The sequence below is a fragment of the Ruegeria sp. BJ3 genome (genome assembly GCF_056535665.1).
Window position 1 is genome coordinate 791,687 of sequence record NZ_JBQFIT010000001.1, and the last position, 22,865, is coordinate 814,551.

24 protein-coding genes are annotated in these 22,865 nt (G+C 62.1%); 22 read left to right on the forward strand and 2 right to left on the reverse strand.

All coding sequences use genetic code 11. The features are described 5' to 3' along the window. Positions 1-157: 157 nt before the first annotated feature. Entirely contained in the window at positions 158-811 is a 654-nt protein-coding gene (fsa, locus tag ACR3EL_RS03980; RefSeq protein WP_170337507.1) for a fructose-6-phosphate aldolase, read from the reverse strand. 91 nt (positions 812-902) lie between these two features. Between fsa and ACR3EL_RS03985 the strand changes: the two genes are divergently transcribed. The 4 genes from ACR3EL_RS03985 to ACR3EL_RS04000 all read left to right on the forward strand — a co-directional run bounded on the left by ACR3EL_RS03985 (position 903) and on the right by ACR3EL_RS04000 (position 5,798). Further along, positions 903-3,098 (forward strand): primosomal protein N', encoded by a 2,196-nt coding sequence (locus ACR3EL_RS03985; protein ID WP_170337508.1) that lies wholly within the window; start codon positions 903-905, stop codon positions 3,096-3,098. A gap of 77 nt (positions 3,099-3,175) precedes the next feature. Continuing rightward, entirely contained in the window at positions 3,176-4,408 is a 1,233-nt protein-coding gene (locus ACR3EL_RS03990) for an MFS transporter (protein ID WP_480720522.1), read from the forward strand. 68 nt (positions 4,409-4,476) lie between these two features. Next, positions 4,477-5,355 carry a 50S ribosomal protein L11 methyltransferase gene (locus ACR3EL_RS03995; RefSeq protein ID WP_170337510.1) on the forward strand — a complete coding sequence of 293 codons (879 nt, stop codon included), beginning with the start codon at positions 4,477-4,479 and terminating at the stop codon, positions 5,353-5,355. Positions 5,356-5,453: 98 nt separating this feature from the next. Beyond that, the gene (locus ACR3EL_RS04000; protein ID WP_093962787.1) at positions 5,454-5,798 is read left to right on the forward strand and encodes a hypothetical protein; all 345 of its coding nucleotides are present in this window, start codon (positions 5,454-5,456) and stop codon (positions 5,796-5,798) included. A 106-nt stretch (positions 5,799-5,904) separates the two neighbouring features. Here ACR3EL_RS04000 and ACR3EL_RS04005 read toward each other — a convergent pair whose 3' ends face one another. Beyond that, the gene (locus ACR3EL_RS04005; RefSeq protein WP_093962786.1) at positions 5,905-6,126 is read right to left on the reverse strand and encodes a DUF1127 domain-containing protein; all 222 of its coding nucleotides are present in this window, start codon (positions 6,124-6,126) and stop codon (positions 5,905-5,907) included. Between the two features lie 333 nt (positions 6,127-6,459). On the opposite strand from ACR3EL_RS04005, the gene ruvC reads away from it, so the two are divergent. The 18 genes from ruvC to ACR3EL_RS04095 all read left to right on the forward strand — a co-directional run bounded on the left by ruvC (position 6,460) and on the right by ACR3EL_RS04095 (position 22,857). Then, positions 6,460-6,957 carry a crossover junction endodeoxyribonuclease RuvC gene (ruvC, locus tag ACR3EL_RS04010; RefSeq protein WP_170337511.1) on the forward strand — a complete coding sequence of 166 codons (498 nt, stop codon included), beginning with the start codon at positions 6,460-6,462 and terminating at the stop codon, positions 6,955-6,957. Continuing rightward, on the forward strand, positions 6,954-7,625 hold the full coding sequence (gene ruvA / locus ACR3EL_RS04015) for a Holliday junction branch migration protein RuvA (protein WP_170337512.1): 672 nt from the start codon (positions 6,954-6,956) through the stop codon (positions 7,623-7,625). Before ruvC ends, ruvA begins: the two co-directional genes overlap by 4 nt. Positions 7,626-7,629: 4 nt before the next feature. Beyond that, on the forward strand, positions 7,630-8,649 hold the full coding sequence (gene ruvB, locus ACR3EL_RS04020) for a Holliday junction branch migration DNA helicase RuvB (protein ID WP_480720527.1): 1,020 nt from the start codon (positions 7,630-7,632) through the stop codon (positions 8,647-8,649). Positions 8,650-8,711: 62 nt separating this feature from the next. Then, on the forward strand, positions 8,712-9,335 hold the full coding sequence (locus tag ACR3EL_RS04025; protein ID WP_480720529.1) for a hypothetical protein: 624 nt from the start codon (positions 8,712-8,714) through the stop codon (positions 9,333-9,335). After that, complete coding sequence (ybgC, locus tag ACR3EL_RS04030; RefSeq protein WP_093962779.1) at positions 9,332-9,715, forward strand: tol-pal system-associated acyl-CoA thioesterase; 384 nt, start codon at positions 9,332-9,334, stop codon at positions 9,713-9,715. Before ACR3EL_RS04025 ends, ybgC begins: the two co-directional genes overlap by 4 nt. Before the next feature lie 108 nt (positions 9,716-9,823). Beyond that, a complete protein-coding gene (gene tolQ / locus ACR3EL_RS04035; protein ID WP_093962778.1) occupies positions 9,824-10,519 on the forward strand; it encodes a protein TolQ in 696 nt (231 codons plus the stop codon). Position 10,520: 1 nt separating this feature from the next. Beyond that, positions 10,521-10,997, forward strand: coding sequence for a protein TolR (tolR, locus tag ACR3EL_RS04040; protein WP_093962777.1), 477 nt, complete (start codon positions 10,521-10,523; stop codon positions 10,995-10,997). A 9-nt stretch (positions 10,998-11,006) separates the two neighbouring features. Beyond that, on the forward strand, positions 11,007-12,098 hold the full coding sequence (locus ACR3EL_RS04045) for an energy transducer TonB (protein WP_170337517.1): 1,092 nt from the start codon (positions 11,007-11,009) through the stop codon (positions 12,096-12,098). Beyond that, complete coding sequence (gene tolB / locus ACR3EL_RS04050) at positions 12,095-13,414, forward strand: Tol-Pal system beta propeller repeat protein TolB (RefSeq protein WP_093962775.1); 1,320 nt, start codon at positions 12,095-12,097, stop codon at positions 13,412-13,414. The genes ACR3EL_RS04045 and tolB overlap by 4 nt, the downstream gene beginning before the upstream one ends. A gap of 87 nt (positions 13,415-13,501) precedes the next feature. Further along, positions 13,502-14,005 (forward strand): peptidoglycan-associated lipoprotein Pal, encoded by a 504-nt coding sequence (gene pal, locus ACR3EL_RS04055; protein ID WP_093962774.1) that lies wholly within the window; start codon positions 13,502-13,504, stop codon positions 14,003-14,005. 4 nt (positions 14,006-14,009) lie between these two features. After that, complete coding sequence (gene ybgF, locus ACR3EL_RS04060) at positions 14,010-14,840, forward strand: tol-pal system protein YbgF (RefSeq protein WP_170337518.1); 831 nt, start codon at positions 14,010-14,012, stop codon at positions 14,838-14,840. Further along, entirely contained in the window at positions 14,837-16,090 is a 1,254-nt protein-coding gene (tilS, locus tag ACR3EL_RS04065) for a tRNA lysidine(34) synthetase TilS (RefSeq protein ID WP_170337519.1), read from the forward strand. Before ybgF ends, tilS begins: the two co-directional genes overlap by 4 nt. A gap of 76 nt (positions 16,091-16,166) precedes the next feature. Continuing rightward, complete coding sequence (gene ftsH, locus ACR3EL_RS04070) at positions 16,167-18,083, forward strand: ATP-dependent zinc metalloprotease FtsH (RefSeq protein ID WP_093962771.1); 1,917 nt, start codon at positions 16,167-16,169, stop codon at positions 18,081-18,083. Positions 18,084-18,190: 107 nt separating this feature from the next. Next, positions 18,191-18,787, forward strand: a complete 597-nt coding sequence (locus tag ACR3EL_RS04075) for an MOSC domain-containing protein (protein ID WP_170337520.1) — start codon at positions 18,191-18,193, stop codon at positions 18,785-18,787. Positions 18,788-18,931: 144 nt separating this feature from the next. Next, the gene (locus ACR3EL_RS04080) at positions 18,932-20,608 is read left to right on the forward strand and encodes a formate--tetrahydrofolate ligase (RefSeq protein ID WP_170337521.1); all 1,677 of its coding nucleotides are present in this window, start codon (positions 18,932-18,934) and stop codon (positions 20,606-20,608) included. Between the two features lie 57 nt (positions 20,609-20,665). Then, positions 20,666-20,971 (forward strand): chorismate mutase, encoded by a 306-nt coding sequence (locus ACR3EL_RS04085; protein WP_170337522.1) that lies wholly within the window; start codon positions 20,666-20,668, stop codon positions 20,969-20,971. A gap of 53 nt (positions 20,972-21,024) precedes the next feature. Beyond that, positions 21,025-21,915: a bifunctional methylenetetrahydrofolate dehydrogenase/methenyltetrahydrofolate cyclohydrolase FolD gene (folD, locus tag ACR3EL_RS04090; RefSeq protein ID WP_170337523.1), complete on the forward strand. Its 891-nt coding sequence runs from the start codon at positions 21,025-21,027 to the stop codon at positions 21,913-21,915. A 48-nt stretch (positions 21,916-21,963) separates the two neighbouring features. After that, positions 21,964-22,857 (forward strand): LytTR family DNA-binding domain-containing protein, encoded by an 894-nt coding sequence (locus tag ACR3EL_RS04095; RefSeq protein ID WP_480720538.1) that lies wholly within the window; start codon positions 21,964-21,966, stop codon positions 22,855-22,857. Positions 22,858-22,865 lie beyond the last annotated feature (8 nt).

The following is a 22,865-nucleotide window of genomic DNA, read 5'->3' on the forward strand; positions in this document are numbered from 1 at the left end:
GAAATGCCTTGGGAAAAATGCACGTTTAGGTGGATTAGGCGCCGTGTGTGGGGGCGTGGCTCCCGCCTGCAGGCATCTGATTAAAGATCAGGCCCCCTGCAGTTGGGCCAAGCGCGGCCCAAGTCGGGGCCGCGCGGTTGTACTTGGGATCAATGGATCACAGAATCTTCTGACCGGTCTTGGCCCAATCCGACAGGAAAGCCTCGAGCCCTTTGTCGGTCAGCGGGTGATCAGCCAGCTTCTTGATCACAGCGGGCGGGGCGGTGATCACGTCGGCGCCGATGCGGGCGCTGTCGGCCACATGGTTCACGCTGCGGATCGAGGCGGCGAGGATTTCGGTTTCGAACCCGTAGTTGTCATAGACCTGACGGATGTCGGCGATCAGGTCCATACCGTCGAGGTTGATGTCGTCCAGCCGTCCGATGAAGGGCGAAATGAAGGTCGCGCCGGCCTTGGCTGCCAGAAGTGCCTGATTGACCGAGAAGCACAGGGTGACGTTGACCATCTGGCCCTCGTCGCTGAGCGTCTTGCAGGTTTTCAGACCGGCCCAGGTCAGCGGCACCTTGACGGCGATGTTCGGTGCGATCTGCGCCAGCTTGCGGCCTTCGGCGATCATGTCCTCGGCTTCGGTGGCGACGACTTCGGCGGAAACCGGGCCATCGACCAGGTCGCAGATTTCCTTGGTCACTTCCAGAATGTCGCGACCCGATTTCAGGATCAGCGAGGGGTTGGTGGTGACACCGTCCACCATGCCCAGATCGTTCAATTCGGCGATGGCGTCGATTTCGGCTGTGTCTACGAAGAATTTCATCGGGGCAGTCCTTTGATGGGTTGGCCTTGCTCGCGGATGCCTTTACCTCAAAGAGACCCGTGCTGAAACCCCTGCTGAAGAAAGGCGCGCATTGAGCGACCCGGTGCATTTCGACCAAGGTGAGCTGGTGGCGGTTCTGACGACCCAGCCGCTGGACCGGACGTTGGATTACAAGGCGCCCGAGGGGGGGTGTTTCCTGGGGGCCTTCGTCGAGGTGCCGCTGGGCCCGCGCAAGGTTCTGGGTGTGGTCTGGGGCGCGGGGCGCGGAGATTTCGACCGCAGCAAGATCCGCTCGGTCATCCGGGTGCTGGACGTGGCGCCCATGCGCGAAGAGATGCGCCTGTTCCTGCAGCGCGCGGCTGACTACACGCTGACGCCGATGCCGGCCATGCTGCGGCTGGCCACCCGCGCGCCCGGGCTGGGCGACCCGCTGTCGATGCGCAAGATCTATCGGCTGGGCAGCGGCACGCCTGACCGCATGACCGATGCCCGGGCCCGAGTGCTGGAGGTGCTGCGTGACTATGGCGGGCTGGCCTTTACCCTGAAAGAACTGGCCGAGATGGCCGGGGTCACCTCGTCGGTCGTCAAAGGTCTGGTCAAGCAGGGCGCCGTGCGCGAGGAGGACAGCCCGCGCGACCTGCCTTATCCGACGCTGGACCCGGACCGGCCCGGCAAGGCGCTGACCCCCGATCAGACCGCTGCCGCCGACACGTTGCGGGCCGCACTGCGCAGCGGAACCTATGGCACAACGCTGCTGAAGGGCGTGACCGGGTCGGGCAAGACCGAGGTTTACCTTGAAGCCGTGGCCGAAGCGCTGCGCATGGGCCGGCAGGCGTTGGTGCTGCTGCCCGAGATTGCCCTGACTGCCGAGTTTCTGACACGGGTCGAGGAGCGGTTCGGCGCGCGCCCGGCCGAATGGCATTCCGGTGCCACGATGACTGAACGCCGCCGTGTCTGGCGCATGGTCGGGCAGGGCGATGCGCAGATGGTGGTGGGCGCGCGGTCGGCGCTGTTTCTGCCGTTCCGCGATCTGGGCCTGATCGTGGTGGATGAGGAACACGACACCTCGTACAAGCAGGAAGACGGCGTGCATTACAATGCGCGCGACATGGCGGTTCTGCGGGCGGCGATCTGCGGGTCGCGCGTGATCTTGGCCAGCGCGACACCGTCGCTGGAAAGCTGGGCCAATGCGGAGGCCGGCAAGTACGACCGGCTGGACCTGACCTCGCGCTTTGGGGCGGCGGTGCTGCCGGACATGAAAACCATCGACATGCGCGCCGAGAAGATGCAGCCGGGCACCTGGATTTCCCCCAGCCTGCGCCAGGCGGTGCAGGCGCGCATCGAGAAGGGCGAACAGTCGCTGCTGTTCATCAACCGCCGTGGATATGCGCCAGTGACGCTGTGCCGGGCCTGCGGCGAACAGATCGCCTGCGACCATTGCGATGCGCGCATGGTCGAGCACCGGTTCCTCAAACGTCTGATGTGCCATCAGTGCGGCGAGACCAAGCCCATGCCCGAGGCCTGCCCCGCCTGCGGGGTCGAGGGCAAGCTGGCCCCGGTCGGTCCCGGCATCGAACGTCTGGCCGAAGAGGCCGAGGCGACCTTTCCCGAGGCCCGCATCGCCATGCTCAGTTCCGACCTGTTCGGCTCGGCCCGGGCGCTGAAGGCCAAGATCGAAGAGATCGCCGAGGGGGACGCAGATATCGTCATCGGTACGCAGCTGGTGGCCAAGGGGCACAATTTCCCGAACCTGACGCTGGTCGGGGTGATCGACTCGGATCTGGGCCTGCACGGGTCCGACCTGCGCGCGGCTGAGCGGACCTTTCAACTGATGCGGCAGGTGGCGGGCCGGGCCGGGAGGGCCGACAAGCCGGGGGCGGCGCTGCTGCAGACCTTTCAGCCCGAACACCCGGTGATCCGCGCGATCCTGTCGGGGGACGAGGAAGGGTTCTGGCGGGCTGAGGCCGCCGGGCGTCATGCGGCCGGGGTGCCGCCCTATGGCCGGATGGCGGGGATCGTGCTGTCCGGCCCCGAGGTCGGCCCCGTCTTTGACATCGGAAACGTATTGGCGCGCAATGACGCGCCGCTGCGGCAGATCGGGGCACAGGTCTTTGGACCAGCCCCGGCGCCGATTGCCCGTATCCGCGGGCGGCACCGGGTGCGGCTGCTGGTCAAGGCGCCCAAGGGGGCGCCGATCCAGGACGCCATCGCCCGCTGGATCGCACCGCTGCGCCTGAAGGGTGACATCCGCCTGACCGTCGATATCGACCCGCAGAGTTTCTACTAACCCTGCATCAGCGCAGACCCGATGTGCACGGGGGATTTCCTCTCGCCAGCCGAGCGGATTGGGCGTAGAGAACTCTCATGCTGAAACCGATGCCCCTGTCCCAGGCCCAGAGCCTGCCGTTCTGGCGCCGCCCCATCACGTTGCTGTTCGTGATGGCGCTGACCATGCCGATCGCCTTCAACGCGTGGAGCGCGCTGCTGAACAACTTCGTGATCGAAGTCGCGGATTTCGACGGGGCAGACATCGGCCTGCTGCACACGGTGCGTGAAATCCCCGGCTTTCTGGCCGTCGGCGTAATCGCAGTAATAATTTTCGTGCGCGAGCAGGTGCTGGCCATGATTTCGCTGGTGCTGCTGGGTGTGGCCACGGCAGTGACGGCATGGTTTCCCAGCCTCGGCGGGCTGCTGTTCGTGACCCTGTTCAGCTCGATCGGGTTTCACTACTACGAAACGGTGAATCAGTCGCTTCAGCTGCAATGGCTGCCCAAGGACCGCGCCCCGCAGGTGCTGGGCTGGCTGGTGGCGATGGGGTCGGCCTCGACGCTGGTGGTCTATGGGCTGATCGTGCTGACCTGGGACCGGTTTGATCTGTCCTACAACACGGTCTTCATGGCGGCTGGTGGGCTGACCGCGGTACTGGCGTTGTTCTGCCTGATCGCCTATCCGCAATTCGATGCGCCGACACCGCAGACCAAGAAAATCGTACTGCGCCGGCGCTACTGGCTGTATTACGCGCTGCAGTTCATGGCGGGCGCGCGGCGGCAGATCTTCGTCGTGTTCGCGGGGTTCATGATGGTCGAACGCTTTGGCTTCGAAGTGCATCACCTGACCAGCCTGTACCTCATCAACCTGATCATCAACATGGCCGCCGCCCCTTTGCTGGGCAAGGCCGTCGCGGTGTTTGGCGAGCGGCGTACGCTGATCTTCGAATATCTGGGCCTTGCCATCGTATTTGCAGCTTATGGCGGCATCTACTGGTTTGGCTGGGGTGTGCTGCTTGCGGCCATTCTCTATGTCATCGATCATGTGCTGTTCGCGCTGGCTTTGGCGCTCAAGACCTATTTCCAGAAAATCGCCGACCCGGCCGATATTGCACCCACCGCGGCGGTGGCCTTCACCATCAACCACATCGCGGCGGTGTTCCTGCCGGCACTGCTTGGCCTGTTGTGGGTCGTGTCGCCGGGGGCGGTGTTCGGTCTGGCCGCGGGCATGGCTCTGATCTCTCTGGCACTGTCGCTGCTGATCCCGCGCCACCCCGAGCCGGGGAACGAGACCATCTTTTCGAAATACGCCCCCGCACCGGCCGAATGACACGCGGGACGCTTGACCTCGGCGGCTGACGGCCCTAGGCGCAAAGGCGGTTTCTGCAGGAGGTTCCCATGCCCACATTCACCGCCCTGACCACCCTGAAAGGGAAAGCCGCGGCCGAAAGCCTGGGCGAAGCGATGGAGCGGCTGGAGCCCGAACCCACCGGCGTGGGCGTCTTCGAGGTCGAGGACGGCTCGGGCCTGTGGGAGGTCGGCGGCTATTTCACCGAAAGCCCAGACGAGGCCGCCCTGGCCCTGCTGGCGGCGGCCTTTGAGGCCAAGCCCTTCGTGGTGTCGGAACTACCGGAAACCGACTGGGTCGCCCATGTCCGGCGCGAGCTGGCCCCGGTCGAGGCCGGGCGGTTTTTCGTCTATGGCAGCCACGATGCCGACAAACTGCCTGAGGGGCGCATTCCGCTGCTGATCGAGGCTGCGATGGCCTTCGGTACAGGGCACCACGGAACGACGCTGGGATGTCTGAAGGCGCTGGACAAGCTGATTGAGACTGGGTTCGAGGCCAGCAAGGTTGCCGATATCGGCTGCGGTACGGCGGTGTTGGCGATGGCGGCGGCGCGGGTCTGGGAAGGTGACATCCTGGCCAGCGACATTGATCAGGTCGCCGTCGACGTAGCCGAGGCCAACCTGAAGGCCAACGGCATGGCCGGGGCCGTCCGTTGTGTCGAGGCTGCCGGTTTTGACCATCCTGACCTCCAGGCGGCGGCGCCTTACGATCTGATTTTCGCCAACATTCTGAAGGGACCGTTGGTGGCCCTTGCCCCGGAAATCGCGCAGAATCTGCGCGGAGGCGGACATGCGATCCTGTCGGGAATCCTCAACGAGCAGGCCGACGAAGTGGAATCAGTTTATTCACGAAACGGGTTCAATACGATGGATCGGTCAATGATTGGTGAATGGACGACGCTAGTCTTAACCAAACAGGGCGCAAATTAGACCATTTGCAGGAGTTTTGTGGATTTTTGCCACGGTTTTGACGCATTCTCTTTCTACCGTCATCCAATGAATTTGGGGGGCGGTTTTTGGAGGCTGCCATGACAGGAAAACAACTTGAATTCGATCAGCGCGTTCATCGGCTGACAAAGAAACACAACAAGATGAGCCGTGGCTATCGCGCGACTATGCGCAAAGATGGTCTGGTCGTCATGAAACCCCAGCGGGTACGCTCGGCGGTTCCGGCCAAGGTTCTGTTGCTGTGCCTGTGCGGATTTTTTGCTTTCAAAGCGTTCCTGCTATCCAATCTCGGCCCGACCGGATACCAGTATCGGGTGGATGCCCTGAACGAAGGGACATCGGTTGAACAGGCGGGCGCGTGGATCATGCAGATTGATCCATTGTCGCAGGCCCTGTCGACACAGCTGAACAAGATTCTCTACTGAACTTTCTCTCCTAAAGAGCTTTCACAAGACAAAAACACCGCGTACCTTTCGGTCCGCGGTGTTTCTGTGCTGCCCCGAGGGAGGATAGGGGCGAGAGTGGGTGGTTTCAGTACAGACGGCGGCGGCCAGCAGCGACTTCGTCGATGTCACCGCGGCACAGGCCGATATCTTCCAGTTCACGGTTGCTCAGACCGTTCAATGCGTTGCGCGTCACGCGTGCGTCGTTCCAGGCGACAACGGCGTTCACGACGGATGCCAGAAAGGCGCCGATACGGCCGACAAGGCCAAACGAGCCAATCGAGGCGCGGGTTGTGTCAATTGCAGCCATATCCTGCTTCCTTCTGTTCAGTGTTGACGTTTGAATGTCGAATTCTCGGGCCAGTTAGTGATGTCGGATTGACCTTGCAAGTGCTGAAACTGCATGTGTCCTATGCAGTTTTTGCAATGCTTCGAAAATGATGAAAGTCCCTTAAATTATTGATGAAAACTGCCTTGGGAATGTGTCGGTTTCAGACTTTCTGGCGTCGCAATGCGTCCGAATTGTCGCGGACGGAACAGGTGTGTCGCATTTGGTCACCGGATCAATTTTCTTGGAAAATGTTCACGCTTCGTGCTAATCGAGAGAAAAGACAATGAAAACCCGAGCAGGCCGAGGCACAACATGCGAATTCTGGGCATTGATCCGGGGCTGCGAACCCTGGGATGGGGCGTCATCGAATCACATGGCAGCCGGCTGAGCCATGTTGCCAACGGCCTTTGCAAATCCGACGGGGATGATCTGGGTGAGCGGCTTTTGTCGCTGCACAACCAGATCGTCGAGGTGATCTCCGAACATCAGCCCGACCAGGCAGCCATCGAACAGACCTTCGTCAACAAGGACGGCGCCGGGACGCTGAAGCTGGGTCAGGCGCGCGGAGTGGCGTTGCTGACCTTGGCGCAGGCCGGGTTGCCGGTGGGCGAATACGCGCCCAACCGGGTTAAGAAAACCGTGGTGGGCGTAGGGCACGCCGAGAAGGAGCAGGTTCTGCACATGGTCAAACTTCAACTGCCGGGGTGCCAGCCCAAGGGGGCCGATGCGGCGGATGCGCTGGCGATCGCGATCTGTCATGCGTTCTACGGTGCGACGCCGCAGGCGCGCATCAAGCAGGTGGCCACATGATCGGCAAGCTGACCGGACGCATCGATTACCGCGCGGCGGATCATCTTCTGATCGACGTGCGCGGGGTCGGCTACATCGTCTATTGCTCGGACCGGACCATGGCGGCCCTGCCCGGGATAGGCGAGGCGGTCTCGTTGTATACCGATCTGGTGGTGCGCGAGGACCTGATGCAGCTTTACGGCTTTCTGTCTCTGGTCGAGAAAGAATGGCACCGGCTGCTCTGCTCGGTTCAGGGGGTGGGGGCCAAGGTGTCGCTGGCCATTCTGGGCGCGCTGGGGCCGGACGGGGTCAGCCGGGCCATCGCGCTGGGCGATTGGGGCGCGGTTAAGGCGGCCAAGGGTGTCGGGCCCAAGACCGCGCAGCGCATCGTGCTGGACCTGAAAGACAAGGCGCCCGGCGTCATGGCGATGGGCGGCACGGTGACCGAAGCGATGGACGGCCCCGTGGCCGAGGTGGTTGAACCCGCAGACCCGGCGCCGGCCCCGGTGCGGGCCCCGAAACCCGGCGCGGGTGCGACGTCGGCGGGTGCTTTGTCGGCGCTGTCGAACCTGGGCTATGGCCCGTCCGAGGCCGCCTCTGCCGTCGCCGAGGCCGCCGCCAACCTGCCCGATGCCGGTGAGGCCGAATTGATCCGCGCGGCGTTGAAACTGCTGGCTCCGAAAGGCTGAATGAATGGTTGATGCCGACCCGACCCTGCGCCCGCAGCCTCTGCCCGAGGACAACGACCGCGCCTTGCGCCCGCAGGGGCTGGACGAATTCATCGGCCAGGCCGAGGCCCGGGCCAATCTGCGCATCTTCATCCAGTCGGCCCGCCAGCGGAACGAGGCGATGGACCACACGCTGTTCCACGGCCCTCCGGGCTTGGGCAAGACGACGCTGGCGCAGATCATGGCGCGCGAGCTTGGGGTGAACTTCCGCATGACCTCGGGGCCGGTTCTGGCCAAGGCCGGGGATCTTGCGGCGATCCTGACCAATCTCGAAGAGCGCGACGTGCTGTTCATCGACGAAATCCACCGCCTGAACCCGGCGGTGGAAGAGGTTCTGTACCCTGCGATGGAGGATTTCGAGCTGGATCTGGTGATCGGCGAGGGGCCCGCGGCCCGCACCGTGCGGATCGAGCTGCAGCCCTTTACCCTGGTCGGGGCGACCACGCGGATGGGCCTGCTGACCACGCCGCTGCGCGACCGGTTCGGCATTCCCACCCGGCTGCAATTCTACACCGTGGAAGAATTGCACGAGATCGTCACCCGCAACGCCCGCAAGCTGGGCGCGCCGGCCGAGGACGATGGAGCCCGCGAGATCGCGCGCCGGTCGAGGGGCACCCCCCGTATCGCCGGGCGGTTGCTGCGGCGGGTCGTGGATTTCGCCATCGTCGAGGGCGACGGCCGCATCACGCGCGAGCTGGCCGATGGCGCGCTGACACGGTTGGGCGTTGACAATCTGGGTCTGGACGGGGCCGACCGCCGCTATCTGAAACTGATCGCCGAGAATTATGGCGGAGGCCCGGTGGGGATCGAGACCCTGTCGGCCGCCCTGTCCGAAAGCCGCGACTCGCTGGAGGAAGTGATCGAGCCCTATCTGCTGCAACAAGGCCTGATCCAACGCACGCCGCGCGGCCGGATGCTGGCGCAGAAGGCCTGGGCGCATCTCGGCATGACCGCGCCCAAGGGACAGAGCGACCTGTTTGGTTGAAGCCGCCGGCCTCAGACCTTAAGGCTGGGGCGAGAGAATTTTCGAAAGACGAAGGGCAGGGCGTGACACCCGAAGAGATCCAGGCGCTGTTTACTCGAGCCGATGGCGCGTTCCTGTTTGCACGTTGGGGACGGCCCATCGTGCCGATCGTATTTGGTGTCGAAGACAAGACGCTAGCAACGGTCAAGGGCGCGTTCGAGGCGGTCGTTGCACTGGCCGGCCATAAAATGGCCGAGACCGACCCCGAGTTGGGGGCCAACTGCATGGTGTTCTTTTTTCGCGATTGGGCCGAGTTGCTCGAGGTGCCTGACCTTGACCGGCTGATCCCGGACCTCGCGCCACTGGTCGAACGGCTCGATGCTGGCGGAGCCAACCAGTATCGAGCATTCAGGTTCGATCCGGACGGCGCGATCCGTGCTGCGTTTGTCTTTGTGAGGATGGACCGTGAGCTGTCGAAAGTTTCGGCCGAAACGCTGGCTTTGTCGCAGGTCGTTCAGACCATTCTTTTGTGGTCGGACACAGCCTTCCGAGAACGCTCGCCCCTGGCTGTGGCGGGCGACACGACGATCCTGCGGCCCGACATTGCCGCGCTGATCCGCGCCGCTTATGATCCGGTTTTGCCGGCGGTGGCGCGGGACCCGTCCCATGCGCTGCGGCTGTTCGCACGCATGGAGCCGACGCAATGAAGCATGTCTTTCCCGTCCGCGTCTACTACGAGGACACCGACATGGGGGGCGTGGTCTATCACGCCAACTATTTGCGCTATATCGAGCGCGCCCGGTCGGATTGGGTGCGCAACCTGGGCAATGACCAGAACGCAATGCGCGAGGCTGGTATCATCTGGGTCGTGCGGAGGGTCGAGGCCGACTATCTGGCGTCTGCGCGGTTCGATGACGAGCTGCTGGTCGAAACCGAGGTCGTCGCGATTTCCGGCGTGCGACTGACCATGGCTCAACTCATTCGGCGCGGCGAGACCGAAGTCTTTCGCGCGACCGTGACGGCCGTTTGCGTCAATCAGGATGGCCGGCCGATCCGGCTTCCGGCAGAGATTCGCGCATTGCTGTAACAATTTGCTCAGCCCCTGTGGTTCTGTTGGCAATTTGCCCCTAACTACGCTAGCGTTTGGCAAAACAAGGCCAATCAACGGCTGTCAGGCAAAACAAAGAGCAGGTTCATGGAAGCTGAAACGCTGGCGCTGGCGCAGGAGATCGATTTCTCCATGTGGGGGCTGTTCGCCCGTGCGACATTCATCGTGAAAGTGGTGATGCTGATCCTTGTGGTCGCATCCTTCTGGTCATGGTCGATCATCATTCAAAAGCTCATCACCTATCGCAGCGCGCGACGCGAAGCGCAGGTGTTCGACGAGGCGTTCTGGTCGGGCAACCCGCTGGACGAGTTGTTTGAACAGATCGGAACGCAGCCGGATGGAAGTTCCGAAAAGATCTTCGCGGCCGGCATGATCGAGTGGCGCCGCTCGCACCGCGCCGACGGTGGACTCATAGCTGGCGCGCAGGCCCGGATCGATCGTTCGATGGATGTGGCCATCGCAAAAGAGGCCGAAGGCTTGCAAAAGGGGCTTTCGATCCTTGCGACCGTGGGTTCGACTGCGCCCTTTATCGGCCTGTTCGGTACGGTTTGGGGCATCATGAACGCCTTCATCGAAATCGCCGAACAGCAAAACACAAACCTGGCCGTCGTGGCACCGGGCATTGCCGAAGCTTTGCTGGCGACCGGACTTGGCCTGCTGGCCGCAATTCCGGCCGTAATCTTCTACAACAAACTTAGCGCGGACAGCGATCGCATCGTTGGCGGATACGAGGCTTTTGCCGACGAATTCGCAACCATTCTGTCCCGCCAGTTGGACAGCTGACATGGGTGCGGCGATCCAGCAATCGTCTGGCGGCAACGGACGACGCCGAGGACGGCGGCGCGGGCGTGCGCAGCCGATGGGTGAAATCAACGTCACACCCTTTGTCGACGTGATGTTGGTGCTGCTGATCATCTTCATGGTCGCGGCTCCGCTGATGACCGTGGGGGTCGAGGTTGATCTGCCCAAAACTGCCGCCAGCGCTCTGCCCGGCGACAACGAGGAACCGTTGACCGTCACGCTGACAGCCGACGGGCGGGTTCAGATCCAGACCACCGAGGTGACCCGCGACGAGTTGATCGGCAAGCTGCGCGCCATTGCTGCCGAGCGCAGCAGCGACCGCGTCTACCTGCGGGCCGATGGCGCCATTCCTTATGCGCAGGTCATGCAGGTCATGGGTGCGTTGAATGCCGGCGGGTTTTCGAATGTGGGCCTTGTCACCGATACTGGCGGGCCGGCGCTGGACGCGGGCGGAGAGTGAGGCTGCGCGGTGGATACCGGCACCAAGATTTCGGCGATTGCCCATGTGACATTGATCGGATGGGCCCTGTTCGGCGGCACGTTCCGGTCCGAGCCGCTGCCTTTTGCTGTGCAGGAGGTGTCGGTGGTTTCGGCTGAGCAATTCGCTGCCCTGACGGCGCAAAGCGATGCGCCCGAAGTTCCGACGCCCCCCAACGCATTGGAAGATCCGAGCGTACAACCCCCGGCGCCCGAAGTGCCGGAGCCGTCTGCCGAAGAACAGCCGCGCCCCGAGCCGGTCACGCCAACTGAACCGGAGCCCGAGCCGCAACCCGAGGCAGTTGAGGCTCCACCTGAACCCGAAGTGATCGAGCAGCCTCCGGTACTGGATGAACCGGAACCCGAGGTTGCGGTTTTGCCAGCGCTGCCCGAGTCCCAGCCGCGCCCAGCGGACAAGGTCGCCCCCGAACCCATCGCTCCTCCGCCACTGGACGCAAAGCCGGACGATATCGAAACACCGGCGGTTTCGCTGGATGAAGGTGCTGAGATCCAGCAGGAGCAGCAAGACCAGACCGCGCCCGAGGAAGCCACCGACCAGATCGTGACCGAGGCGGAAGAAGCCAAGGACCTGTCGCCACAAAGCTCGCCGCGTCCCCGGGTCCGGCCCAATCGGCCCAAGCCTGCGGAAACCGAACAGACCGCGACCGCTGAGCCGGCCGAACAGGCTGCGGAACCGGACGAGGCCGCGATCAATGACGCGTTGGCCGAGGCCTTGGGCGGTGCGTCCGAGCCGTCCGGCCCGCCTCTCACCGGCGGTGAAAAGGATGCGATGCGTCTGGCTGTTTCGCGGTGCTGGAATGTGGGCTCGTTGTCGACCGATGCGCTCAAGACCGTTGTGGTGGTCGGTTTCTCACTGAACCGCGACGGCTCGATCGTTCCCGGCAGCCTGCAGCTTCTGGATAGCTCCGGCGGCTCGGACGGGGCCGCAAAACAGGCATACGAGGCCGCCCGGCGTGCGATTTTGCGCTGCGGAGCAAAAGGATATGACCTTCCTGCTGACAAATACGAGCATTGGAAGGATATTGAGATCACCTTCAATCCCGAGAGGATGCGGATCAAATGATGAAACTTCTGACCAGCCTCTTCGTTGGCCTGACCCTTCTGTCGGCCCCCGTGTCTGCGCAAACCGGCCCACTTCGGCTGGAATTGGATGAAGGCATTATCGAACCTTTGCCGTTTGCGGTGCCCAGCTTTGTACCGGACAGTCCGGCGGCCAGCCAGTTTGCGGCTGACATCAGCCGCGTCATCGCCGAGGACCTGACCGGAACCGGCCTGTTCCGTGAGATTTCGCCGGATGCGTTCATCAGCCGTGTCAGCAGTTTCGAAGCGCCGGTCCAATTTGCGGATTGGAAGGCGATCAATGCCGATGCGCTGGTCACCGGCGCGGTGAATGTCTCAGGCAATACCCTGTCCGTCCGGTTCCGGGTCTGGGATGTATTCTCGGGTCAGGAATTGGGCAACGGCCTGCAATTCGCCGGTACAACCGAGGGCTGGCGCCGAATGGCGCACAAGGTGGCTGATCAGGTCTACAGCCGCATCACCGGTGAAGGAGGCTATTTCGACAGCCGTGTGGCTTTTGTCTCGGAAACCGGCCCAAAGGACCAGCGCCGCAAGCGGCTGGCCATCATGGATTATGACGGGGCGAATGTTCAGTACCTGACCGACAGTGCCGCGATCGTTCTGGCCCCGCGCTTTTCGCCAACGGGCGACCGGCTGCTCTACACCAGCTATGAAAGCGGCCGGCCGCGGATTTACGTTCTGGATGTTGGCCGGGTCAAGCGGCAGGAATTGCAGACTCAGGAAGGTACGATGAGTTTCTCGCCACGCTTTTCGCCGGATGGCCGCTCGATCGTCTATTCGCTGACGCAGGGCGGCAATACGGATCTTTGGAAAATGGATCTGGCGTCCGGGCAGAGCGTGCGCCTGACCAACACGCCCGCAATTGAAACCGCGCCCAGCTATTCGCCCGACGGATCGCGGATCGTGTTCGAGAGCGACCGTTCCGGCAGCCCTCAGCTGTACATCATGCCGGCAAATGGCGGTGAGGCGACCCGCATCAGCTTTGGCCAGGGACGCTATGGAACACCGGTCTGGTCACCACGCGGAGATCTGGTGGCGTTTACCAAGCAGAACAAGGGCCGGTTCCATATCGGTGTGATGCGACTGGACGGTAGCGAGGAGCGGCTGTTGACCGCCTCGTTCCTGGACGAGGGGCCCACATGGTCGCCCAATGGCCGGGTCATCATGTTTGCGCGGGAAACACAGGGCGCCAGCGGGCGTTCGACCCTTTACTCGGTCGACATTTCGGGCCGAAACCTGCGCCCCGTACGCACCCCGGACGGTGGCAGTGACCCGTCGTGGGGGCCACTGTTGAATTAAGGAGCCGCCGGTCGGGCCGAAGTTCACAAGGCAGGCTGGCTGTGATAGACAGACGTCAACAAACAAACGGGACAAGAGGCAACAGAAATGAACGTATTGAGCAAGTTTGCGGCTCTGGGCGCGCTGGCGCTGGTGGCCGCATGTACCAACAACGATCCCTCGGCTTTGGGCGGTGGCGCCGGCGGCAACGGCGCAATCGTCCCGGGTTCTCCCAGCGACCCACGTTCGCCCGCCTATTTCCAGCAGGCGATCGGTGACCGGGTCCTGTTTGCCGTGGATCAGTCCACGCTCTCGCCCGAGGCGCAGACGATCCTTCAGGGGCAGGCCCAGTGGCTGTTGGCCAACACCGACTACGTCGCGACGATCGAAGGTCACGCGGATGAACAGGGCACGCGGGAATACAACCTTGCGCTGGGCGCCCGCCGGGCAAATGCCGCGCGGGAATACCTGATTTCCCGCGGTGTGGCCGGAAACCGTCTGCAGACGATCAGCTATGGCAAGGAACGTCCGATCGAAATCTGCAGCACCGAGGAATGCTATTCCAAGAACCGCCGCGCGGTCACCGTGCTGACCGGATCCACAACGGGGTAACAGGATGAGAATTGCGGGATTGGTTCTGGCGGCGGCTTTGACCCTTGCCAGCGGCGCGCAAGCGCAGGATCAGCAGACTCTGGCCGATATCCGCCAGGAGCTGACGGTGCTGCATGTCGAAATCCAACGGCTCAAGCGCGAGTTTTCCACGACAGGCTCGCCCGCGCCGAACCTGTCCGGCAGTTCGATACTGGAACGCGTTGACGCCATCGAGGCCGAGTTGCAGAGGCTGACACGGCAGACCGAGCAGCTGAATCAGCGTGTTCAGAATGTCGTGACGGACGGAACCAACCGGATCGGAGATCTGGAGTTCCGTCTCTGCGAGCTGGAACCCGGTTGCGAGTTCACCGGCGAAGACACACTGACATTGGGTGGAGATAGCGACACAGCGGCCATCACCGCTCCGGTGACGACGCCCGGCGATGCCACCGACGGCGATCAGGTCGAACTGGCCGTAGGTGAACAAGCCGATTTTGATGCCGCGTCGCAAGCCCTTGCGGACGGAGATTTCCAGACGGCGGCCGATCTTTTTGCGCAATTTGACAGCGCGTATCCCGGCAGCCCGCTGGCCCCCGAAGCCAATCTGAGGCGAGGGCAGGCCTTGGAAGGGCTGGGGGACACCCGCGAAGCGGCCCGGGCTTTCCTTGCCAGCTTTACTGGCGATTCCGAAGGGCCGGTGGCCCCCGAGGCGTTGTACGAACTTGGCGCAGCATTGGGCCGGTTGGGCCAGGTGGACCAGGCTTGTATCACGCTTGGAGAAGTCGGCGTCCGGTTCCCGTCGTCGGCCTTTTTGGCCACGGCAACCGAGGAAATGGCGTCGCTGAGCTGTTCTTGAGCTCACCAGCCGACACCCTTCCGGAGCGCGTCAGGGCGCTGTTGCCTGAAACGCTTCCGTCGCGACTGGGCGTGGCCGTGTCCGGCGGAAGCGACTCGCTTGCATTGCTGCATCTTTTGGTCCGGATCGCCCGGGATGAAGATGTTCGGCTGTTTGCGGCCACTGTCGACCACGGCCTGAGGCCGGATGCGGCCGCCGAGGCGGCCAGTGTTTCCGAGACATGTGCACATTTGGGCGTGTCCCATGTCACTCTGAAATGGACGGGATGGGACCGGTCGGGAAACCTGCAGGATCAGGCACGGCAGGCGCGCTACGGCCTGCTGCGGGACTGGGCGGTGTTGCAGGACATTCCTGCGGTCGCTCTGGGCCACACCGCAGATGATCAGGCGGAAACCGTGTTGATGCGTCTTGGGCGCGCCGCTGGCGTGCGCGGATTGTCGGCCATGTCTTTTGCGCGCGATCTGGACGGTGTCACGGTTTGGCGACCTTTGCTGGGCGAAACGCGCACCGCTTTGCGGGACTACCTGCAGGCTGAGGGGGTGCGATGGATCGAAGACCCTTCGAATCAGGATCTGCGCTTTGACCGGATAAAGGCCCGCGAGGCGTTGGGCCATCTGTCCGGCTTGGGGATTACGGCCGAAACTTTGTCCCGCGTTGCTGCGAACCTCGGGCGTGCTAACCGGGCGCTTGAGCATTTTGCGCAGGAATCCGCCCGCCGTGTTGCGAAGGAGACAGCCTGTGCGGTGCGTGTGGATCGCGCCGGTTTTGGCGCGCTGCCTGAAGAAATACAGCGCCGGCTTGTTGTCGGGATCCTCCAGCGGATCACGGGTCCGGGGTACCCGCCGCGGCAAAGCAAAGTCGAGCAGGTCGTACAGGCCGTTATTGCGGGACGTTCGTCGACGCTGAGCGGTTGTCAAATCCTGACGGACGGGAATAGTTCGTGGTTTTGCAGAGAGCTGACCGCCGTTTCGACATGCGAGGCCCGACCAGCCGAACTCTGGGACGAGCGTTGGATCGCGACAGGACCGGACACGCCCGGAGTGCAGATCCGCACTCTTGGCGAGACCGGGTTGCCACAAGTACCCGACTGGCGCGCGACAGGGGTGCCGCGCATGGTGCTTATGGTCACGCCCGCCGTTTGGCTGGGCGACCAAATCGTGTCCGCGCCATTTGCTGGTTTTTTGAACGGATGGTCGTTTGAAATGAACCCGAAATTCCCCGAGTTTTCGGCTTCTTTTTTATCGCATTGAACCTGCTTCAATCATCTCTATTTTAAGAGGCAACCCGGCAGCGCCTCATCTGCCGATGTCTTTTGGGAGAATTTTCTTGGGCAACGCTCGCAATATAGCCTTCTGGGTCGTTCTCTTCCTGTTGATCCTTGCACTGTTCAATCTGTTCAGCGGACCGGGAGGAACCCTCCAGAGCAATGAAAAAACCTATTCGGATTTCGTAAGCGCCGTCGAAGCAGGCGACGTAAAAGGCGTGACGCTGGATGGTGAGCAGATCCGTTACACAACCAGTTCCGGCGGGAATTTCGTCACGATCAAGCCCGGTGATGCCGAAGTCACCAAGCTGCTGATCGAGAAAGACATCCCCGTGCGGGCGGAAAAGCAACAGCAATCGGGTTTCCAGTCTTTCCTGATCACGCTGCTGCCGTTCCTGCTGCTGATCGGTGTCTGGGTCTATTTCATGAACCGGATGCAGGGCGGTGGCAAAGGCGGTGCCATGGGCTTTGGCAAGTCCAAGGCCAAGATGCTGACCGAAAAGCACGGCCGCGTGACCTTTGACGACGTGGCGGGCATCGACGAGGCCAAGGAAGAGTTGGAAGAGATCGTCGAATTCCTGCGCAACCCGCAGAAATTCTCGCGCCTTGGCGGCAAGATCCCGAAAGGTGCGCTGCTGGTTGGCCCTCCGGGCACCGGCAAGACGCTGCTGGCCCGTGCGATTGCAGGCGAGGCCGGCGTTCCGTTCTTCACCATTTCCGGTTCGGACTTCGTGGAAATGTTCGTGGGTGTGGGCGCGTCCCGCGTGCGCGACATGTTCGAACAGGCCAAGAAGAACGCGCCCTGCATCGTGTTCATCGACGAGATCGACGCCGTTGGCCGCCATCGTGGTGCCGGATATGGCGGGGGCAACGACGAACGCGAACAGACCCTGAACCAGCTGCTGGTCGAGATGGACGGGTTCGAGGCAAACGAGGGCGTCATCATCCTGGCTGCAACCAACCGCAAGGACGTGCTCGACCCGGCGCTGCTGCGCCCGGGCCGCTTTGACCGTCAGGTGACCGTCGGCAACCCGGACATCAAAGGTCGCGAAAAGATTCTTGGCGTTCACGCCCGCAAGACGCCTTTGGGTCCGGATGTCGATCTGCGCATCATCGCGCGCGGCACACCCGGCTTCTCGGGGGCTGACCTTGCCAACCTTGTTAACGAAGCCGCGCTGATGGCCGCACGTGTCGGTCGGCGCTTTGTCACCATGGAAGACTTCGAGAACGCCAAGGACAAGGTGATGATGGGGGCCGAGCGCCGCTCGATGGTGCTGACCCAGGACCAGAAGGAAAAGACCGCCTATCACGAGGCCGGCCATGCCGTGGTCGGCATGACCCTGCCGTTGTGCGATCCGGTCTACAAGGCCACGATCATCCCGCGCGGCGGCGCGCTGGGCATGGTGGTAAGCCTGCCTGAAATGGACCAGCTGAACTATCACAGGGACGAATGTGAGCAGAAGCTGGCCATGACCATGGCGGGCAAGGCGGCCGAGGTCATCAAATACGGTGAAGACCACGTCTCGAACGGCCCGGCCGGCGACATCATGCAGGCCAGCCAATTGGCGCGGGCCATGGTGATGCGTTGGGGCATGTCCGACAAGGTCGGCAACATCGATTATGCCGAAGCGCATGAGGGCTATCAGGGTAACACGGCCGGGTTCTCGGTTTCGGCCCATACCAAGGAACTGATCGAGGAAGAGGTCAAACGGCTGATCCAGCAGGGATATGACCGCGCCCATCAGATCCTGACCGAACACAAGGAAGAATGGGAGCGTCTGGCTCAGGGTCTGCTTGAATACGAAACTCTGACGGGTGACGAAATCAAGCGCGTCATGAATGGCGAACCGCCGAATGAGAGTGACGACGAAAGCGACAAGTCCGATCACGGCAATGCCGCGAGCGTGACGGCGATTCCCAAGACCAAGGTCAAGAAGACCCCGCCCGAGGGCGGGATGGAGCCTGAACCTTCGGCATGATGCAAGAGACCCGGCCCCAGAGCCGGGTCTTTTCTTTTCGGCCTTTCCATCAGGGCAGCGAGCGTTAGGCTGCAGCGAACTTTGATCCGCTGTCGAAAGGAAATGGCATGCCTGTCCTGCGTGAAACCGAATTCAAGGCCCGGGTCGTCTGGTTGGGCCACGTTCCCGCCGGGCAATCCCTGCGGGCTCAGCCGGTGCCGCAGCTTGACCTTGGGTTCTCGGGCGAAAAGGGCGCCCGTCATGAAGGACTCAATCGACCATCCTGCGTGCGGGTCAGGAACCTGTACCCGGAAGGCACCGAAATCCGCAACGTGCGACAGCTGACGATCCTGGCTGCCGAGGAAATGGCGGCCATTGCTTCAGACATGGGCGTGGACCGGCTGGATCCGGCCCTTTTGGGTGCAAGTATCGTTATTGAGGGCATTCCGGATTTCACGCATGTTCCGCCCTCGTCACGGCTGCAGGCGGATACGGGATTGACCCTGACCGTCGATATGGAGAACCGGCCTTGTGTCCTGCCCGGACGGGAAATCGAAGCAGAGTCTCCGGGGCACGGCGCCCGGTTCAAACCAGCCGCACAGGGCCGGCGCGGGGTGACCGCTTGGGTCGAACGGCCGGGACTTCTGAGGCTCGGAGACATTCTGACCCTTTACGTCCCCGATCAGCGCGCATGGGACCCAAAACAGACGGCGGTTTCCGATTAGATACGCCCGAACAAGGCCTACGCCGTTTCGCGGCCTGAAAATGTCGGAATCCACATCCATTCAAACCGTACACAACGGTATGGATTTGACAGCACCGACGCGCGGCGTCGGTTTTGCACGGAATTCAATCAGGGATCTTGCCCAATGAGCTACAAATCCGACATTGAAATCGCTCGCGAGGCGAACAAGAAGCCAATCCAGGAGATTGGTGCAAAAATCGGCATCTCGAGCGACGACCTGCTGCCATACGGCCATGACAAGGCTAAGGTAAGCCAGAATTTCATCAACTCGGTCCAGGACCGCGAAGATGGCAAGCTGATCCTTGTGACTGCAATCAACCCGACGCCCGCGGGCGAGGGCAAGACCACCACAACCGTCGGTTTGGGTGATGGCCTGAACCGGATCGGCAAGAATGCGATGATCTGTATCCGCGAGGCCTCGCTTGGTCCGAACTTCGGCATGAAGGGGGGAGCCGCGGGCGGTGGCTATGCGCAGGTCGTTCCGATGGAAGAGATGAACCTGCACTTCACCGGTGACTTCCACGCCATCACCTCCGCCCACTCGCTGCTGTCGGCGATGATCGACAACCACATTTATTGGGGCAACGAACTGGAAATCGATACCCGCCGCGTCGTTTGGCGCCGGGTCGTCGACATGAACGACCGCGCCCTGCGCCAGATCACGGCCTCTTTGGGGGGCGTGTCGAACGGTTTCCCGCGTGAAGCAGGTTTCGACATCACCGTCGCGTCCGAGGTCATGGCGATCCTGTGCCTGGCCAACGACCTGAAGGATCTTGAAAAGCGCCTGGGCGACATCATCGTGGCCTACCGCCGCGACAAGACCCCGGTTTACTGCCGCGACATCAAAGCCGAAGGCGCGATGACCGTTCTTCTGAAGGACGCGATGCAGCCCAATTTGGTCCAGACGCTGGAAAACAACCCGGCCTTCGTGCATGGCGGCCCGTTCGCCAACATCGCGCATGGCTGTAACTCGGTCATTGCGACCAAGACCGCGCTGAAGGTGGCCGACTATGTCGTGACCGAGGCCGGTTTCGGGGCCGATCTGGGCGCCGAGAAGTTCATGAACATCAAATGCCGCAAGGCCGGCATTGCGCCGTCGGCCGTGGTTCTGGTTGCAACGGTTCGCGCGATGAAGATGAATGGCGGCGTGGCCAAGGCCGATCTGGGCGCGGAAAACGTCGACGCGGTAAAGTCGGGCTGTGCCAACCTGGGCCGCCACATCGAAAACGTGAAATCGTTCGGCGTGCCGGTCGTCGTCGCGATCAACCACTTCGTCACCGATACCGATGCCGAGGTTCAGGCGGTCAAGGACTACTGCGCCGAACATGGGGTTGAGGCGGTTCTGTCGCGGCATTGGGAACTGGGCTCGGAAGGATCTGCAGATCTGGCAAAAAAAGTCGTTGAACTGGCTGATGCCGGTACCGCGAATTTTGCGCCGATCTACCCTGACGAAATGTCCCTGTTCGAAAAGATCGAGACCATCGCCAAGCGCATCTACCGCGCCGACGAGGTTCTGGCCGATGCCAAGATCCGCAACCAGCTGAAGGAATGGGAAGCCGCCGGATACGGCAATCTGCCGGTCTGCATGGCCAAGACACAGTATTCCTTCTCGACCGATCCGTCGCTGCGCGGCGCGCCCACCGGCCACTCGGTTCCGGTGCGCGAGGTGCGCCTGTCGGCGGGTGCTGGCTTTATCGTGGTGGTCTGCGGTGAGATCATGACAATGCCCGGTCTGCCCCGCAAACCGGCGGCTGAGACAATCCGCCTCAACGACGAAGGGCAGATCGAGGGCTTGTTCTAAGCCGCTGAATAAGACATCTCGTGGTCCGGGGAATCCCCGGGCCATGAGGAGATTGCGATGCCCACTCTGACGCTGCCGCAGGACTGTCATTCCATGCAGGAATTGCGGGTTCAGATCGACAAGCTGGACCGCCAACTGATCGAACTGTTGGCGACGCGCGCAACCTACATCGATCGCGCGTCCGAATTGAAACCTGGCGAGGGCCTGCCGGCCCGAATTCCCGAGCGTGTCGAGGACGTGGTGCAAAAGGTGCGTTCAAACTCGGTTGAGGTGGGCATGGACCCCGATCTGACCGAAAGGCTTTGGCGCATCTTGATTGATTGGTCGATTGCGCGCGAGGAGAACGTGCTCGGCCCTGACTGAATGACCGGGCGCCCTTCGCGCCCGATCCGCTTTTTGAAAGAAGGGATCAAAGGATGGTAGCTCAAGTCATCGACGGCAAGGCCTTTGCGGCCAAGGTCCGCGCACAAGTCGCCGATCAGGTTGCAAAACTCAAGGAAGAAAACGGCATCACCCCCGGTCTGGCAGTGGTCCTGGTCGGCGAAGATCCGGCCAGCCAGGTCTATGTCCGCTCCAAGGGCAAGATGACTGTCGAAGTGGGCATGAACTCATACGAGCACAAGCTGGATGTCGACACGTCCGAGGCAGATCTGCTTGCCTTGATCGAGAAGTTGAACAACGATCCCGCGGTGCATGGCATTCTGGTCCAGCTTCCGCTGCCCAAGCATTTGAATGAGGACCTGGTGATCAACTCGATCGACCCGGCCAAGGATGTCGACGGGTTCCACATCTCGAACGTTGGTCTGTTGGGCACCGGTCAGAAGTCCATGGTTCCCTGCACGCCGTTGGGCTGCCTGATGATGTTGCGCGATCATCATGGCTCGTTGTCCGGCATGGATGCGGTGGTGATCGGCCGGTCGAACATCGTGGGCAAGCCGATGGCCCAATTGCTGCTGGGCGACAGCTGCACCGTGACCATCGCGCACAGCCGTACCAAGGACTTGCCCGATGTCGTGCGTCGCGCCGATATCGTTGTGGCCGCGGTGGGCCGTCCCGAGATGGTGCCTGGCGACTGGATCAAGGAGGGCGCCACCGTCATCGACGTTGGCATCAACCGGATCGAGCGTGATGGAAAAACCAAGCTGGTCGGCGACGTGGATTATGCCAGCGCGGCCGAGCGCGCAGGCGCTATTACACCGGTTCCCGGTGGTGTTGGTCCGATGACCATCGCCTGCCTGTTGGCCAACACCCTGACGGCCTGTTGCCGATCGAACGGCCTGCCCGAGCCCGAAGGCCTGACGGCCTGACCACTGACGGCCTTGGGGCGGAGCTTCCGCCCCGGGGCCAACGTGGGGATGAAGCGCCCCCGCCAGCACGCCGCAAACGTGTTTGATTGTCTGACATTTCGTGATAAGCTTGAGTTTCCAGCCGGTTACGAAGTGAACAAGTGGGCGTCTGAGGGACAAGGGCTGGGTCCCGAAAGGCGGCTCATTGATTTTGATATGTTGTCAAAACTGAGCCCATTCATTGCAGAATGCACGCCTCAGAGGGTGGTCGCCGGTATTCTGTTCATCCCGTTGCTCGCCTATACTTTTCCACCGTTCCGAGAAATGGATCTGCCCTTCTCCGTACGTCTGTTGTTCTGGGCAGGAGTGATGATTCTGGCGGTTGTGGCAACTTGGGGATCTCGGCAGTTGGTGAAAGATCGTCTGGACCACGTCGGACTGACGGTCCGGGACGTGGCGTTTGCCTTGGTGATCCTTGTGCTGTTCACGCCGGCGTTGTGGATCCTGACGTGGATCCTGTACGCTGCCAGTGGCCACGATGCCCCCGGTTTGCTGGCGGTTGGCACTTACGGTGCGCTGTTTAGCACAGGTCTGGTACTTGTCAGCAAAGGCGAAGCCCCGCCTGAAAATGACGACATCATCGAAGCACCCCAACCCCGTTTGGCGAGCCGTCTACCGGACGGGTTTCGTGGTGATATCCTGCGGCTTGCGGTCCGGGATCACTACGTTGATGTGGTGACCACCAGCGGAACTTATACGATCCGGTCGCGCTTTACTGATGCGATTGCTGAGATGGAACCGATTTCGGGCCATTGTACCCACAGATCCCATTGGGTCACGGACGCGGCCATTCTGGAAATCCAGAAAAACAACGGCAAGACCTACCTGCGCCTTAGGAACGATGATCTGGTTCCCGTCAGCCGCAAATACAAACCCAAACTGGAAGAAGACGGTGTGATCTGAACCAGCTG